A 14,443-nucleotide genomic window follows, 5' to 3' on the forward strand; every position below is an offset into this window, starting at 1 on the left:
AAACAAACCCAAGTATAGAATGAGTTATCTTTTTGAAAGTTTTAAGGGATGGAAAAAATATTGTGAAGAAAATGGTGCCAATCTCTATGATTCAGTAATTGAATATGAGATTGTCCAAAAAGGGAAGTCGGAGAAAGATATTTGGGAAGGACTTCAGAAAGCCTACACGGTGATGAAGGATGCTGTGGAAACAGGTCTTCGGGAAGACATGACCTCTAGATCCGGCATGATCAACAATGGGGCTAAAAAAGTTTATAACCATCCGGTATCGGTATTGTCGCCAGAGTTCCAGAGGTTGATTTCAAGGGCTCTCGCTGCCAAAGAGGTCAATTCTTGCATGGGGCGTGTCGTGGCAGCACCTACAGCAGGGGCTTCCGGAATTCTTCCAGGGACTTTGTACACCCTACAGGAAATTCATCATTTGTCAGACAGGAAAATTTTGGAGGGTCTTTTGGTCGGTGCCGGAATTGCATTGATTATAGAGGAAAAAGCAAGTTTGGCGGGTGCCGTTGGTGGATGCCAGGCAGAAACTGGATCCGCAGCGGCAATGGCTGCCGGGGCAATGGTCTATTGTCTTGACGGGACGATTGAACAAGTTTTCAATGCAGTGGCCATTACCATTCAGTGTATGTTAGGACTGATCTGTGACCCAGTGGCGGGCTTGGTTGAGATCCCCTGTGTGGTTAGAAATGCAAGCGCCGCGGCAATTGCCAACAGTTCGGCACAGATTGCATTGGCTGACGTCAGTGCTGTTATCCCTGTTGACGAATGTATTGAAGCGATGGGAGAGATCGGGTCTTCGATGGAGAGTAAGTACAAGGAAACCGCAATGGGAGGCTTAGCGATGACGCTAACGGGTCAGACAATAGCCAAAAGGGTTTTGATCCGGGACATTGAGATTTTGCCCGATGAAACGCTACCTGAGTAGATCGTTGAAGAAAGGTATTTGGAGCACCCCTTCGATGCTTAATCCCATAAGGGTCGCCCACACCAAACCGCTGATCAACATGTAGAGGAAAATTTTATTTTTTTTGACCCCAAATGCATTCATGATGATTGTTCCACCAATTGGGGTTAGAAATATTGGGGTGATGAATGCGATTCCTGCGGCCCCAAATTTTTGCCAAATTTTGACAATACGTCGAATTTTGGGCGTAAAGCGTTTTTTCTTGGTGGTGACCCTTATTGCCCAGTAAGCTTTAAACCAATCGCCAAGATAGGTCAGCAAAATGACAGTGGTCATCATTCCGCTTACAGAAACAAGGATGATTTCAAACAGACCATAACCCGCGGTATAGCCAAGAATCGGCCCGGCTACAAATTTAAAGAGGCAGATTACGTAAATCCCCAAGAATTTCAATAGGTAGGTGATCATAGAATGGTGAAAATATAAACGGCATATACCATCACCAACAACATACCTTCCCACCTCGAAATCCTAAGCTTTGTCCTGAGGATAGGGAATAGAAGTAAAGTCAAAGCAAGCATCCAGATAAAATCTTGTTTCAGAAAGACCTCCGAGACAGATATCGGCTGAACCAAGGCGGTGATGCCAATGATTGCAAGGATGTTCATGATATTGCTTCCAAGAATATTACCGATCGCGATATCCGTTTTTTTATTGATCGCTGCAATGATGGATGTAGTCAATTCTGGCAGACTTGTGCCAATTGCGATAACTGTAACACCGATCACGCGTTCACTGATTCCAAATATTTTGGATATTTCGACAGCATTGTCGACGAATAAATCCGCACCGAAATACAAACCCAAGACGCCCCCCAAAACCAAGGCAATGGCCTTCCATATTGGTGATTTTTTCAAATTTTCGGTCTCTTCCTCATCCAATTCGGCCGCAGGTCCTTTGAGTTTTCTAAAGAAATACCAATTTAAAACCACCAATAAAATGACAAACAATATCCCTTCAATTCTAGAGATGAGGCCATTGAATGAAAGAATATAAAAAAGCAATGAACTCAATAGCATGAAAAGGTAGTCCAATTTTAAGACCGACTTATGGATGGCTATTGGAAATACGATCGCACTGATTCCCAAAACCAAAGAGATATTGGTGATGTTTGATCCAATTACATTTCCCAACGAAATATCGCTGTTTCCTTTTAAGGCAGCACTCACACTGACCAAAAGCTCGGGAGCTGAAGTGCCAAAGGACACCACGGTCAAACCAATCAAGCCAGCGCTCAAGCCCAATTTTGCAGCCAAAGCGGAAGCTCCGTCCACCAGAAGTTTCCCGCCGGCCAATAAAATGACCAGTCCAATAACTAAGAGTAAATAAATCATCAATTTTAAATTTTTTCTCCGAAAGAAAGATCTCCCGCATCACCCAAACCGGGAAGGATATATGCTTGGTCATTTAATTTTTCATCGATCGCACAAATCCAGAATTGAATTGGGATTTTGGTGTTTTGACCGATGTAAGCGATTCCTTCGGGAGCCCCTATGACGCTCACAATATGAATTTTTTTCGGCGTCCCATTTTTAAGCAGGTGTTCGATGCTTGTGACATAAGACTTCCCCGTAGCCAGCATCGGGTCTATTAGGATGACCTCTTTTCCTTCAATGGAAGGGGCTGCTTGGTATAAGAAATCAATTTCTATTGCCTCCTCCCCATTCGTTTTTTTTTCTTGTCTATATGCACCAATAAAACCACTTTCTGCCTGATCATAAAAATTTAAAAAGCCCTGAAAAAAAGGTAATGCAGCCCTTAAAATCCCAATTAGCACAGGTTGGTCTGCCAGAACCGCAAGACTCGTGGTTTGGAGGGGTGTTGTTATTTCTTTGTTTTGGTAAGCGAGTGATTTCGACACCTCATACGCCATGATTTCCCCTAGCCTTTCAAGGTTTTTACGAAAACGCATGCTGTCTTTTTGGATATGTATATCCCTCAATTCGGCAAGGAATTGATTTGCAATACTTTTTGATTGGTTTAGGACAAACATATTTAATTGGGAAATGACAAGGTTGATTTTGATAATTTTTGAAATTGGAGTTTACTTCACTTCAAAGCTGACTCTTCTCGCCAGTTGTCTGGCATCGGCTGATGATTTCTCCACGCTGGTATCTTCTCCGTAACCTTTGTAGGAAAGTCTTGAGGGATCGATTCCCGAAGATATCAATATTTGGTAAACGCCTTTTGCCCTTCTCTCTGAAAGTTTAATGTTATAGTTTTCAGGTCCCAATTCGTCTGCGAATCCTTTTATTTCTACCTTTACTTCCGGGTTTTTCTTGAGGAAGTTTGCGACGTAGTTCGTTGCTGATGCAGAGTATCCAAGTGGATTGGCACTGTCAAAAGCAAAATATACATTCACATATCCTTCATTGATGGCTTTTTTGAAGTAATCGACTTCCTTCACTTCATCTATTGGGCAACCTTCGTTGGAAGCTGGACCAGGGACGAAAGGACATTTGTCCAAATGGTCAGGAATACCATCCCCATCGGAATCAACCGTTCTTCCACTTGAATCAACTCTTGCGTCAGCGGGAGTATTTGGCTCTTTGTCCAAATAATCCGGGATACCATCCCCATCCGAATCTTTCAACATGTCTTTGATTTGTCCGATTTCAGAGGCAAGTTCTTCTTTGGTAGCGTATTTTTCTGGAGCGATATACCAGTCTGCATGGGTTTCTTTTTTACCCAAATAAAAGTTTAATCCTAAAGTTCCGGTCCACCAGGTCCCTGTGGCGTGTACATACGGATTTATAGGGAAGATCGTGATAACGGGAGAGTTATATTCATTTCCATCCAGATTAAGGGTTTGCCTCCCATTTATGACCATGGTCACATCACCCGTTAGGGCCAATCGTTCTGTTAATTTGATTTGGCCGGTGAATCCCGAGATAATATTGTAAACATAATCTGGTCTAATATCTCCTAATCTGCTGGTTTTGTAGTCTATCCTTGAAAATCCAGATCCGGCATGGAATAAAAGTCCAAATTTATTGCTGAAGGAATGCCAGTTCATGATTTTCCCTAAATTGGCGACACCCTGACCGGAAAACCGAAGGTAGTTGGTTCGGAACTCGGGGCTAATTCCTTTCGCTTCCCTGAATTGGCCAAATCCAATATCACCCTTTACGCCAAATTTTTCATTGAACATGTACCTCGTACCAACATCCAAATGCCCAATGTTTAGGGTAGGGCTATAATAGCCCGGTGTAAAAGGGGCCATTGCTTTATTGAATCCGGCAGAGGTTTCTATTGACCATTGGTTATACTCAGTTTGAGCTTTTGAAAAACCAGCGAGTAAAGTTAAAAGACAAATGGAAAATATAATTTTCTGCATTTCAAAGTGAGTTTAGGCGGTGATGTAAGGAATTTTTTCAATGCAAAAGTAGAGAAATTTCCCAATATATGGGTTTCTCCTCATTTTGATTTTGGTCAAAAAAAAGCCCAATCCTGATGGATTGGGCTTTCAATATTTATTTCGGTTGAATTACTTCACTTCGAAACTTGCTCTTCTTGCAAGTTGACGAGCATCAGCAGATTTTTTGTCTACGCTAGTGTCTTCACCGTAACCTTTGTAAGAAAGTCTTGAAGCATCGATTCCACTGGAAATCAACATGTCATAAACTGCTTTTGCTCTTCTTTCAGAAAGTCTCATGTTGTAATCTTCAGGACCCAATTCGTCAGCGAATCCTTTAATTTCTACACTTACAGATGGATTTTTCTTCAAGAAGTTTGCTACGTAGTTAGTTGCAGATGCAGAATAACCAAGTGGTTTTGAGCTGTCAAATGCATAGTATACATTAACATAACCTTCGTTGATTGCTTTTTTGAAGTAATCGATTTCTTTTACCTCTTCGATTGGACAACCTTCATTTGATGCTGGACCAGGAGCAAAAGGACATTTGTCCAAGTGATCAGGGATGCCATCACCGTCAGAATCAAGTGTTCTTCCGCTAGAATCTACTCTTGCATTTGCTGGAGTATTTGGCTCTTTGTCCAAGTAATCTGGAATACCATCACCGTCAGAATCCTTCAACATATCTTTGATCTCACCGATCTGTGTTGCCAATTCTTCTTTGGTTGCATACTTCTCTGGAGCGATGTACCAGTCAGCATGACTTGCCTTGCTTCCAAGATAGAAATTCAAACCTAAAGTTCCTGTCCACCAAGTACCATTGGTTCCGTAGAAACCATTGTCTTGAGGTCCGATTGCAGAAGCTCCGTCAAATGCTACCGTCTGACGACCGTTAAGGATAGTGCTGATATCACCAGTCAAAGCAACTCTTTCAGATAATTTCACTTGACCTGTGAAGCCAGCAATGAAATTGTAAACCTGATCATTGAAATCATTAAAAGTATTCTCTTGCGGGCTTACTTGACCGATACCTGCTCCAAAATGACCCAATAGATTTACTCTTCTTGTGAAAGATTCCCAATTCATGATCCTGCCCAAATTGGCAACACCCTGAAGGTTCAATCTATAGTAATTAGTAGAGAAGCCAGGGCTGTTTCCATCCGACTCTTTGAAAGAACCGAAGCCATAATCAAGCTTCGCACCAAATTTTTCATTGAACATGTACCTTACACCAAGGTCTGCATGTCCAAGGTTCAATGAAGGAGACAAGAAACCAGGCGTAAGCGGTGCCATAGGTTTGTTAAATCCTCCATTTACTTCAATTGACCATTTGTTAAAATCGGTCTGCGCATTTGCTCCTATAGCTAGGGCACCTGCTAGAATTGTTGATAGTATTATTTTTTTCATAATAAAAAATTTTTTTTCAAAGTTTGAGTGTTTAATTGATTGAGATGCAAATTTATAAAACTTTAACTAATCACAAATGTAGATTAATAATTTAAAACTTTAAACTTTATTAAAATTCTTTTGGGTTTTTTTAGGTAAAGAAATTTCAAATAATATGTCATAAATTGTGCCAAAATGGAACTATTAAGAGAATTATTGCAGATCCAAAGTGTGTCCGGGGACGAGTCCAGAATTAACGAATTCCTTAAAAGCTATATTGGATTACGTAAATTTGACTGGAAGGTTTTGCCTGAGGTATTTTGTGGGGAGCAATTTCAAGATTGTGTGCTTTTAAAATTTGGTAATCCAAGAACTGCTGTTTTTGCACATTTGGATACGATTGGGTTCATGTCCAGGTATGAAAATCAATTGATTACCATTGGAGGTCCTGAATTATTGGATGACACTAAAATCGTGGGAAATGATGCTTTGGGCCCTATTTCCTGTAATGTAAAAATAGTCGAAGATTTTTTATTCCATGATTTTCCGAGAGCCGTTCTACCCGGGACTTGCTTCTCCTTTGCTCAGGAGATCAAAATTGATGATGAGTTCATCCAGGCAGCCTACTTGGACAATCGTCTTGGAATATACAATGCATTGAAACTGTGTGAGGAAATAGAAGATGGGTGGATTGTCTTCTCTACTTATGAAGAAAACGGAGGGGGAAGTGTTCCTTTTTTGTTGGATTTTATCCAAAAAAAATCGCCGATACGCCAAGCTTTGATTTCCGATATCACTTGGATAACCGAAGGGGTCAATCATCATAATGGTGTAGCGATATCCATTCGCGATAAATTTATTCCAAGAAGGGTCTTTATTGATAGGATTATTTCTTTGGCACGGCAAAGTGGGATTCCTTATCAAATAGAAGTAGAAGGGGTGGGTGGCAGTGACGGAAAAGAGATTCAATTCTCCCCGTATCCAATCGACTGGTGTTTTATTGGTGCCGCAGAGGACAATGTCCATACCCCTTTTGAAAAGGTTTCCTTGATGGATTTGGAGAGTATGCTCCGGATGTATAAATATTTAATGGCTCATCTTTAGGGATTTATCTTTTTAAGGCTTCTAACCAAACCATTTTTACCTATATTTGTATTGCCCTTCGATAGAGGGCTTTTTTGTTTAGAGAGATGATTAAAGTAAAAGACAAGGATTTTGTCCCTTTTATAAGTTCTGATAACCTTGCCTCAAGGGTAAGCCAATTGGGTGTGCAAATTTCCAATGATTTTGCGGGAGAGGATCCGATATTGCTAGGTGTTTTGAATGGTTCCTTTATGTTCCTGTCTGACCTTGCCAAACGCGTGACCATTCCGGCCGAAATTTCCCTTGTTAAAATAGCCTCCTATTCGGGGACTGTTTCGACTGGTGATGTCAAAACCCTCATGGGTCTTGATATTGACCTGACGGGTAGGAGCGTCATTATTGTGGAGGACATCGTAGATTCAGGTTTGACTATGGATTTTCTGATCTCCCTGATTCTCAAACAAACCCCAAAAAAGATAGCGATTGCCACTCTTTTGCTCAAGCCCGAGGCATTTAAATATGATTTCAAAATCGATTATATCGGGTTTGAAATTCCCAATAAGTTTGTGGTGGGATATGGATTGGATTATGATGGATGGGGAAGAAACCTTCCCGAGATTTACCAGTTGAAAAATTGATTTTAAACCGACAATAGATTTTATACCCTAACAATCTGATTATGCTCAATATAGTTCTATTTGGCCCTCCCGGGGCGGGAAAAGGTACCCAAAGCGAAAAAATAATAGCAAAATACAACTTGACACATATTGCAACCGGAGATTTGTTCAGAAAGCACCTAGGTGATGGGACGGATCTGGGAAAATTGGCTAGAAAGTACATGGATGAGGGGAGATTGGTCCCGGATGAAGTGGTGATTGGCATGGTTGAAGATAAAATAAAAAGCACCCCAGAGGTGAATGGGTTTATATTTGATGGTTTTCCAAGGACAGTTGCGCAAGCTGAGGCTTTGGATGCATTGCTTTCAAAAAACTCCTTGAGCATTTCGGGGATGATAGCCTTGGATGTGCCCGAAGAAATTCTGAAGGAACGAATCCGTGAGAGAAGTAAAACTTCAGGCAGGGCTGATGACCAGGAAGAATCAAAAATAGAGACCAGGATTAGGGTTTATTTAGAGGAAACGCTACCAGTTTCTGATTATTATTCTACCCAGGGCAAGCTCAAAAAAATTCACGGCGTTGGAGAGATTGATGAGATCTTCCAAAAGATATCGGCCGTGATAGACCAATATTAATCTTTAAATAATTTGTACCTTTGCGGTTACGTAAATTGGCTAAGCTTAATTGCTTAGCCATTTTTGTTGAACCTCAATATTAAAAACGACAACAGTGGCCGATTCCAATTTTATTGATTATGTGAAGTTTTGTTCAAGATCAGGTGCCGGTGGCCCAGGTTCTGTTCATTTCAGAAGAGAAAAACATGTGCCAAAGGGAGGTCCAGACGGTGGTGATGGAGGCCGTGGAGGACACATAATTTTGAGGGGAAATACCCAGCACTGGACTTTGCTCCACTTGAAATACAAGAAACACGTCATCGCCGAAAGTGGCAAAGGCGGAGAGGGTGGTAGAAGAAAAGGCAGGGATGGGGAGGATGTCATCCTTGAAGTTCCATTGGGAACTGTGGCTAGAAATGCCGAGACCCATGAGATCGTTGCCGAAATAACCGAAGATGGACAAGAAATAATCCTTACGCAGGGTGGAAGAGGAGGCTTGGGAAATGAAAATTTCAAAACAGCAACCAATCAAGCACCCCATTATGCCCAGCCGGGAGAATCCGGAATCGAGGAATGGATGATTCTTGAATTGAAGCTTTTGGCAGACGTCGGTTTGGTTGGATTTCCCAATGCAGGAAAATCCACACTTTTGGCCTCTATTTCGGCGGCCAAACCTGAAATTGGAGATTACCCCTTTACCACTTTAGTCCCCAATCTCGGAGTGGTGGGTTACAAAGATGACAAATCCTTTGTAATGGCAGATATCCCCGGGATCATTGAAGGGGCTGCAGAGGGAAAAGGATTGGGTACCAGATTTCTGAGACATATCGAGAGGAATTCGATTTTGCTTTTCCTCATTCCCGCAGATGCAGGAAGTATAGCCGAACAGTATAAAATTCTTTTGAATGAACTGGAAAAATACAATCCGGAATTATTGGACAAGAAACGTATTCTGGCAATATCAAAAACAGATATGTTGGACGAGGAATTGATGAAAGAAATGGAAGCGGAAATACCCAAAGACCTTCCCTACATTTTTATCTCCGCTGTCAGCCAATATAATCTGGAGAAATTGAAAGATCTGCTATGGCAGGCAATCAATAGCTAATAGATGTCAGTTTGTCAGTTTGTCTGCTGTGGCAAACAAATTGTGTCGAATCAATGAATTGTTAAAAATCCTCGCTTGGAGGAGTTTGTGTACATTAAGATATAAAAGGCGATGAACAGCGAAAATACTGCACCTGAGGAGAAAGAAGTCAATAAAGAAGAGGATGTTTTGACAAATGATGCTTCTGTCACTGAAAATGATGCCGATGTATTGTCAGGGGAGGAAAAGTTGATTGGGGAAATTCAGGAGTTAAAGGATAAATACCTTAGACTTTACTCAGAATTCGAAAATTACAGGAGAAGGACCTCCAAGGAGAGGATTGACTTGATCAAAACAGCTTCCGAAGATGTCATTGCTGAGATTATTCCTGTTGTGGATGATTTCGAAAGAGCATTCAAGGCCAGTGAAGATGAAAAGGATGTAGAAGTGGTAAGGAATGGCAACCAGTTGATTTTCCACAAGCTTGTGAAAGTATTGGAAATAAAAGGGCTCAAAGTCATGGAAGATTTGATAGGAAAGCCTTTTGATGCGGATAAACAAGAAGCGATTACCAATGTGCCGGCGCCAAGTGAAGAATTGAAAGGAAAGGTGATTGATGTTATTGAAAAGGGATATACTCTTGGCGATAAAGTAGTAAGGTATGCCAAAGTGGTAATAGGAGCGTAAAAATATGGCAAAGAGAGATTATTACGAGGTATTGGGTGTTTCCAAAAGCGCAACCTCTGAAGAATTAAAAAAAGCGTATCGAAAATTAGCAATTCAGTTTCATCCAGATAAAAATCCTGACAATCCAGCTGCGGAGGACAAATTCAAGGAAGCAGCTGAGGCTTACGAAATATTGAGCAATGCTGAAAAGCGACAACGGTACGATCAATTTGGACATCAAGGGCTCGGTGCAAACGGAGGTTATGGTGGAGGAATGAACACCGAAGATATATTCTCCCAATTTGGGGATATCTTTGGCGGAGGCGGTTTTGAATCATTCTTTGGCGGTGGCAGAGGAGGCCGAAGAACAAAAAAAGGCACCAATCTACGAGTGAAATTGAAGCTCAACCTTCAGGAAATAGCCAATGGTGTTGAGAAGAAAATAAAAGTAAAACGCCAGATATTGGCAGACGGCGTCACTTTCAAATCCTGCTCTTCCTGTCAAGGAACCGGCCAGATCAAAAAGGTAGTCAATACCATGTTGGGTCAAATGGTGTCAGCAAGTACCTGCCCGTCTTGTGGTGGAAGCGGACAGATTGTCGACAAAAAACCAGCAGAAGCAGATGCCAGGGGACTACTTCTGAAAGAAGAGGTGATTTCGATCAATATTCCAGGTGGTGTTGCAGATGGAATGCAATTGAGCATGTCGGGAAAAGGAAATGAAACTGCAGGTGGGATTCCTGGAGATCTTTTGATCGTCATCGAAGAGATAGAAGATGAGATTCTCCAGAGAGATGGCAACAACGTTGTCTATGATCTCTATGTAAGTTTTGTCGATGCTGCACTGGGTGCTCAAATTGAAGTGCCTACCATAGAAGGGAAAGTGAAAATAAAAATCGACCCTGCTACCCAAAGCGGTAAAATGCTTCGCCTGAAAGGGAAGGGTATCAAAGATATCAACGGGTATGGAAAAGGTGATCAATTGATCCATGTCAATGTCTGGACGCCAAAGCAACTCAGCAAGGAAGAAAAGCAAATCCTTGAAAATCTAAGAGAATCAGAAAACTTCAAACCAGACCCAAGCAAGTCGGAGAAAAGTTTCTTTGAGAAGATGAAAGAGTTTTTTTAAAATAAATTGAAGCCGGATACAAATCCGGCTTTTTTTTATATTTTTAAAAAACCTTTTCTCCCCCAAGTCGTAACTTAACCCTATGTTGAGAATAAATTGCCTATTAATTTGTTTCTTATTGGGGATTGTTTTCCAGCTTAAAGCTCAAATTACCAAGGAATTTAAAGTGGACCATACCAGGGGCTATGGTCTTGTTCACTTAGATTTTAATGTTTATAAGGGAGTCACGCATATTAAAAAGGGGATGGGGGCCAGCCCAGTCCATATTTTTTCAAAACTATCCAAAGTCAATATTCTCCCTTCTTTTTCCCAAGAAATCGTGAGCGAGGTCCTTTATACTCAGTTGGTCCATAGAAATGTGGAGTCCGAAAACCTTGGGAAAAGCCTTTCCTACAAACTTTTTTCAACCACCAACGAGGATTTCGACCACAAATGGGACATTGAAATGAATTCCAATTTTCTATATGACCTTCATTTGAATTTTGGAATTGGGAAAGCCTATTTGGATCTCTCCAATCTCCCGGTTTCCAACTGCATCATCAAGACCGCAAGCGCAGATGTGAAATTGGATTATAGTAAGAAAATCGCCAATTCAGTTAAAATGGACACCCTCATGGTGACCATCAATATGGGGTCGCTAGATGCCAAAAACATTAATTTTTCCAATGCAAAAGAGATGTTTTTTGAGATCAATTATGGAACGGTAGACTTGTTTTTTTCAGAGCCCGTGTCAGAAAGAATCAATATCCATACAATTGTTGGAGCAGGAAAGGTGAGTCTCGAACTCCCAGCGTATGATCAGCCATTTATCATCAAGGTCAAATCGACACCGATGTGCAGAACCAATATTCCCAAGCATTTGAAGGACATTGGGAATAAAACTTATGTAAGTAAAAATTATAAGGAAAACGCAGAAAATCTTATGACTTTTACCATCGATGTTTCTGTTGGATCGGTTACCATCAAATAATTATTTTAAAACTGATCCATTTGTGGTATAAACCGAAATATGCATTGGATTTACAAGCATGGGTTCAATCTTCAGGAAAATCAGACTATTGGGAGAATAGGGTCTATTCTCGATATGGTGAAGTAAAAAACAATAAACAACCGACTGATTATATAGTATTTTTAGGCTAGAATTGAATTGGTAATGCATAAAACGGGTTTAATAAATCTTTGTCAAATTGGAAATTCTTAAGATTCAGGATTTAAGTAAATCATTTGGTCAGCAACCAGCACTGTCTCATATTGATCTTGTGGTCCCCAGAGGTGTTATCTTTGGTCTTTTAGGCCCAAATGGAGCAGGGAAAACAACCCTGATCAGGATTATCAACCAAATTATTGATGGCGATTCAGGTCTGATTCTTTTCAAGGGGGAGCCTTTGAGTTCCAAGCACATTTCCCAAATTGGCTACTTGCCTGAAGAGCGCGGCCTTTATAAAAAAATGAAAGTCTGGGATCAACTGATCTATTTTGCCAGACTCAAGGGCATGTCTGCTTCGATGGCAAAAGAGAAAGTCAAATATTGGTTGGAAAAGCTTGAGATTTCCTCTTGGAGGGAAAAACGTATTGAAGATCTATCCAAGGGAATGGCCCAGAAAGTCCAATTCATCTCTACAGTCATTCACGAACCCGAATTGTTGATCCTCGACGAACCTTTTTCAGGCTTTGACCCAATGAATGCCGAGATCATCAAAAATGAGATTCTGGAATTGAAAGACAAAGGGATCACCGTTGTCTTGTCCACACACAGAATGGAATCCGTGGAATTGCTTTGCGATGAAATCGCCATGATCCACAAGTCCAAAAAGATACTTGAGGGAAAGCTTTCCGACATAAAAAGGAAATTCAGGCCCCACGTTTATCAAGTTGCATTAAGTCCTAACGGAACCCAAATGCCAGCGGAATGGGGAATCCATCGGACATCCGACAAAGTCGAAATCCAAGTTCCCTTGAACGGCAAAAGGCCAAATCAATTGCTACTGGAACTCATGTCCTTTGGAGACATCTTGGAGTTTAGGGAGATCCTTCCCACCATGGAGGAATTATTCATTCAACAGGTTAAATCACATCCGCATGGGTAAAATATTTTTGGTCATTCAAAGGGAATACTTTTCTCGAGTCAAAAAGAGATCTTTTTTGTTGGCGACAATATTGACGCCTTTGATTTTTCCAGCCATTATGGGCTTGTTTCTTTGGATTTCTGTGGGAGAAAAAGATGGCTTTTCCCTGAGGATCATCGAAGTTGTAGATGAAAATGATTTGTTTTTTTTGGAAAGCTCGGAGCAATATGCCTTTTCATTTTCCAAAATCAGCAGAGAAGAGGGGAAACTCATGGTTCAAGAGGGAGAACGGTTCGGTTTCCTATACATTCCGAAAATTGAGCTTTCCAAACCTGCTGGAATTGTGTATTTCGGAGAGAAAAATCCAAGTATGAGTCTGATCAGTACGCTTGAAAGCAGCCTAAAGCGTACCATCGAAGAACAGCGTCTCTACCAATCAGGAATTGACCCAAATGTCATTGATGCTTTCAGAACAAAAGTTTCGATCCAATCCGTCACATTGGACAATGCCGGCGAGGAAAAAATATCCGATGCCACGGTCAATTATGGGATTGGGTTTTTTGCGGGAATCATGATTTATGTATTTATTTTTGTTTACGGAAATCAAATCATGCAGGGCGTTATCGAAGAGAAATCCAGTCGGATTGTGGAAATACTGGTCTCCTCTATCAAGCCTTTTCAGCTTATGCTTGGTAAAATAATTGGGATCGGAGCGGTGGGCTTGACCCAGTTTTTGATTTGGATGCTTCTGATAGGGACCATTACTTCCATTGTAATGGGGTATTTCGGACTCCAAATGCCTCAACAACAAGCTATGGAAATGGCCAACCCGGAATTGGGTTTGCTTATGGATGATTCTTTTGACAGCAACAACATCATTCAGGTGTTGCAAGGAATTGATTTCGTCAAAATCACCTTGATGTTCCTTTTTTACTTTATCGGTGGCTATTTGCTCTATGGTGCTTTTTTTGCGGCAATAGGGGCGGCTGTAGACAGCCCTTCCGACGCCCAACAATTTATGCTTCCGGTAACTATTCCATTGATCATTGCTTATTTGGGGCTTTTCATCTTTGTTTTGGATGATCCCAATAGCAGGGTTTCTTTTTGGTTGTCGGTGATCCCTTTCACTTCGCCAATAGCCATGATGGGTAGGGCCAGTTATGGTGTTCCCGCTTTCGATTTGATACTTTCAATGGGGTTTTTGGTTTTGGCTTTTCTATTCACGACTTGGTTTGCCGGGAAGATTTATCGGATAGGTATTTTGATTCATGGTGCCAAAGTGAATTATAAAACACTTTGGAAATGGATTACCACCAGTTGATTAAACCCGAAAGATGCAATAGATTTCCACATGGGGTTGAAATTGAAAAAAAACCAGACTTTTGGCAGGATAAATCCCGACACCAGTAGGAGAATTTAAAAACAGTAAATAACCAATTGAATATCAGGTTATTGTAGTATTAAATTGATTTT

General features: G+C 41.0%; 15 protein-coding genes. 10 read left to right on the forward strand and 5 right to left on the reverse strand.

The window, feature by feature from the left end:
- The first annotated feature begins 19 nt into the window (after nt 1–19).
- Nucleotides 20–928 (forward strand): L-serine ammonia-lyase, iron-sulfur-dependent, subunit alpha, encoded by a 909-nt coding sequence (sdaAA, locus tag F824_RS0105070; protein WP_019596781.1) that lies wholly within the window; start codon nt 20–22, stop codon nt 926–928.
- On the opposite strand, the gene F824_RS0105075 is transcribed toward sdaAA, so the two are convergent.
- From F824_RS0105075 to F824_RS0105100, 5 genes are all read right to left on the reverse strand, one after another.
- Nucleotides 917–1,375 (reverse strand): hypothetical protein, encoded by a 459-nt coding sequence (locus tag F824_RS0105075; RefSeq protein WP_019596782.1) that lies wholly within the window; start codon nt 1,373–1,375, stop codon nt 917–919. The genes sdaAA and F824_RS0105075 overlap by 12 nt on opposite strands.
- Complete coding sequence (locus F824_RS0105080) at nt 1,372–2,301, reverse strand: calcium/sodium antiporter (protein WP_019596783.1); 930 nt, start codon at nt 2,299–2,301, stop codon at nt 1,372–1,374. Before F824_RS0105080 ends, F824_RS0105075 begins: the two co-directional genes overlap by 4 nt.
- 5 nt (nt 2,302–2,306) lie before the next feature.
- Complete coding sequence (gene upp / locus F824_RS0105085; protein ID WP_019596784.1) at nt 2,307–2,960, reverse strand: uracil phosphoribosyltransferase; 654 nt, start codon at nt 2,958–2,960, stop codon at nt 2,307–2,309.
- Nucleotides 2,961–3,011: 51 nt separating this feature from the next.
- Complete coding sequence (locus F824_RS0105090) at nt 3,012–4,304, reverse strand: OmpA family protein (protein WP_019596785.1); 1,293 nt, start codon at nt 4,302–4,304, stop codon at nt 3,012–3,014.
- Between the two features lie 150 nt (nt 4,305–4,454).
- Nucleotides 4,455–5,729 carry an OmpA family protein gene (locus tag F824_RS0105100; RefSeq protein WP_019596787.1) on the reverse strand — a complete coding sequence of 425 codons (1,275 nt, stop codon included), beginning with the start codon at nt 5,727–5,729 and terminating at the stop codon, nt 4,455–4,457.
- Between the two features lie 174 nt (nt 5,730–5,903).
- Here F824_RS0105100 and F824_RS0105105 point away from each other — a divergent pair, with 174 nt between their 5' ends.
- The 9 genes from F824_RS0105105 to F824_RS0105145 all read left to right on the forward strand — a co-directional run bounded on the left by F824_RS0105105 (nt 5,904) and on the right by F824_RS0105145 (nt 14,291).
- Nucleotides 5,904–6,812: a hypothetical protein gene (locus tag F824_RS0105105; RefSeq protein ID WP_019596788.1), complete on the forward strand. Its 909-nt coding sequence runs from the start codon at nt 5,904–5,906 to the stop codon at nt 6,810–6,812.
- 86 nt (nt 6,813–6,898) lie between these two features.
- Nucleotides 6,899–7,429 carry a hypoxanthine phosphoribosyltransferase gene (gene hpt / locus F824_RS0105110; protein ID WP_019596789.1) on the forward strand — a complete coding sequence of 177 codons (531 nt, stop codon included), beginning with the start codon at nt 6,899–6,901 and terminating at the stop codon, nt 7,427–7,429.
- A gap of 41 nt (nt 7,430–7,470) precedes the next feature.
- On the forward strand, nt 7,471–8,043 hold the full coding sequence (locus tag F824_RS0105115; RefSeq protein ID WP_019596790.1) for an adenylate kinase: 573 nt from the start codon (nt 7,471–7,473) through the stop codon (nt 8,041–8,043).
- A gap of 94 nt (nt 8,044–8,137) precedes the next feature.
- Nucleotides 8,138–9,130, forward strand: a complete 993-nt coding sequence (obgE, locus tag F824_RS0105120; protein ID WP_019596791.1) for a GTPase ObgE — start codon at nt 8,138–8,140, stop codon at nt 9,128–9,130.
- 111 nt (nt 9,131–9,241) lie between these two features.
- The gene (locus F824_RS0105125) at nt 9,242–9,796 is read left to right on the forward strand and encodes a nucleotide exchange factor GrpE (protein WP_019596792.1); all 555 of its coding nucleotides are present in this window, start codon (nt 9,242–9,244) and stop codon (nt 9,794–9,796) included.
- 4 nt (nt 9,797–9,800) lie between these two features.
- A complete protein-coding gene (gene dnaJ / locus F824_RS0105130) occupies nt 9,801–10,904 on the forward strand; it encodes a molecular chaperone DnaJ (protein WP_019596793.1) in 1,104 nt (367 codons plus the stop codon).
- Between the two features lie 244 nt (nt 10,905–11,148).
- Nucleotides 11,149–11,874, forward strand: coding sequence for a DUF4097 family beta strand repeat-containing protein (locus F824_RS0105135; RefSeq protein ID WP_236613144.1), 726 nt, complete (start codon nt 11,149–11,151; stop codon nt 11,872–11,874).
- Between the two features lie 217 nt (nt 11,875–12,091).
- Nucleotides 12,092–12,991 carry an ABC transporter ATP-binding protein gene (locus F824_RS0105140; protein ID WP_019596795.1) on the forward strand — a complete coding sequence of 300 codons (900 nt, stop codon included), beginning with the start codon at nt 12,092–12,094 and terminating at the stop codon, nt 12,989–12,991.
- Nucleotides 12,984–14,291: an ABC transporter permease gene (locus F824_RS0105145; protein WP_019596796.1), complete on the forward strand. Its 1,308-nt coding sequence runs from the start codon at nt 12,984–12,986 to the stop codon at nt 14,289–14,291. The genes F824_RS0105140 and F824_RS0105145 overlap by 8 nt, the downstream gene beginning before the upstream one ends.
- The last annotated feature ends 152 nt before the right edge of the window (nt 14,292–14,443 follow it).

The organism is Rhodonellum psychrophilum GCM71 = DSM 17998 (assembly GCF_000381545.1).
GTDB classification, from domain to species: Bacteria; Bacteroidota; Bacteroidia; order Cytophagales; family Cyclobacteriaceae; genus Rhodonellum; species Rhodonellum psychrophilum.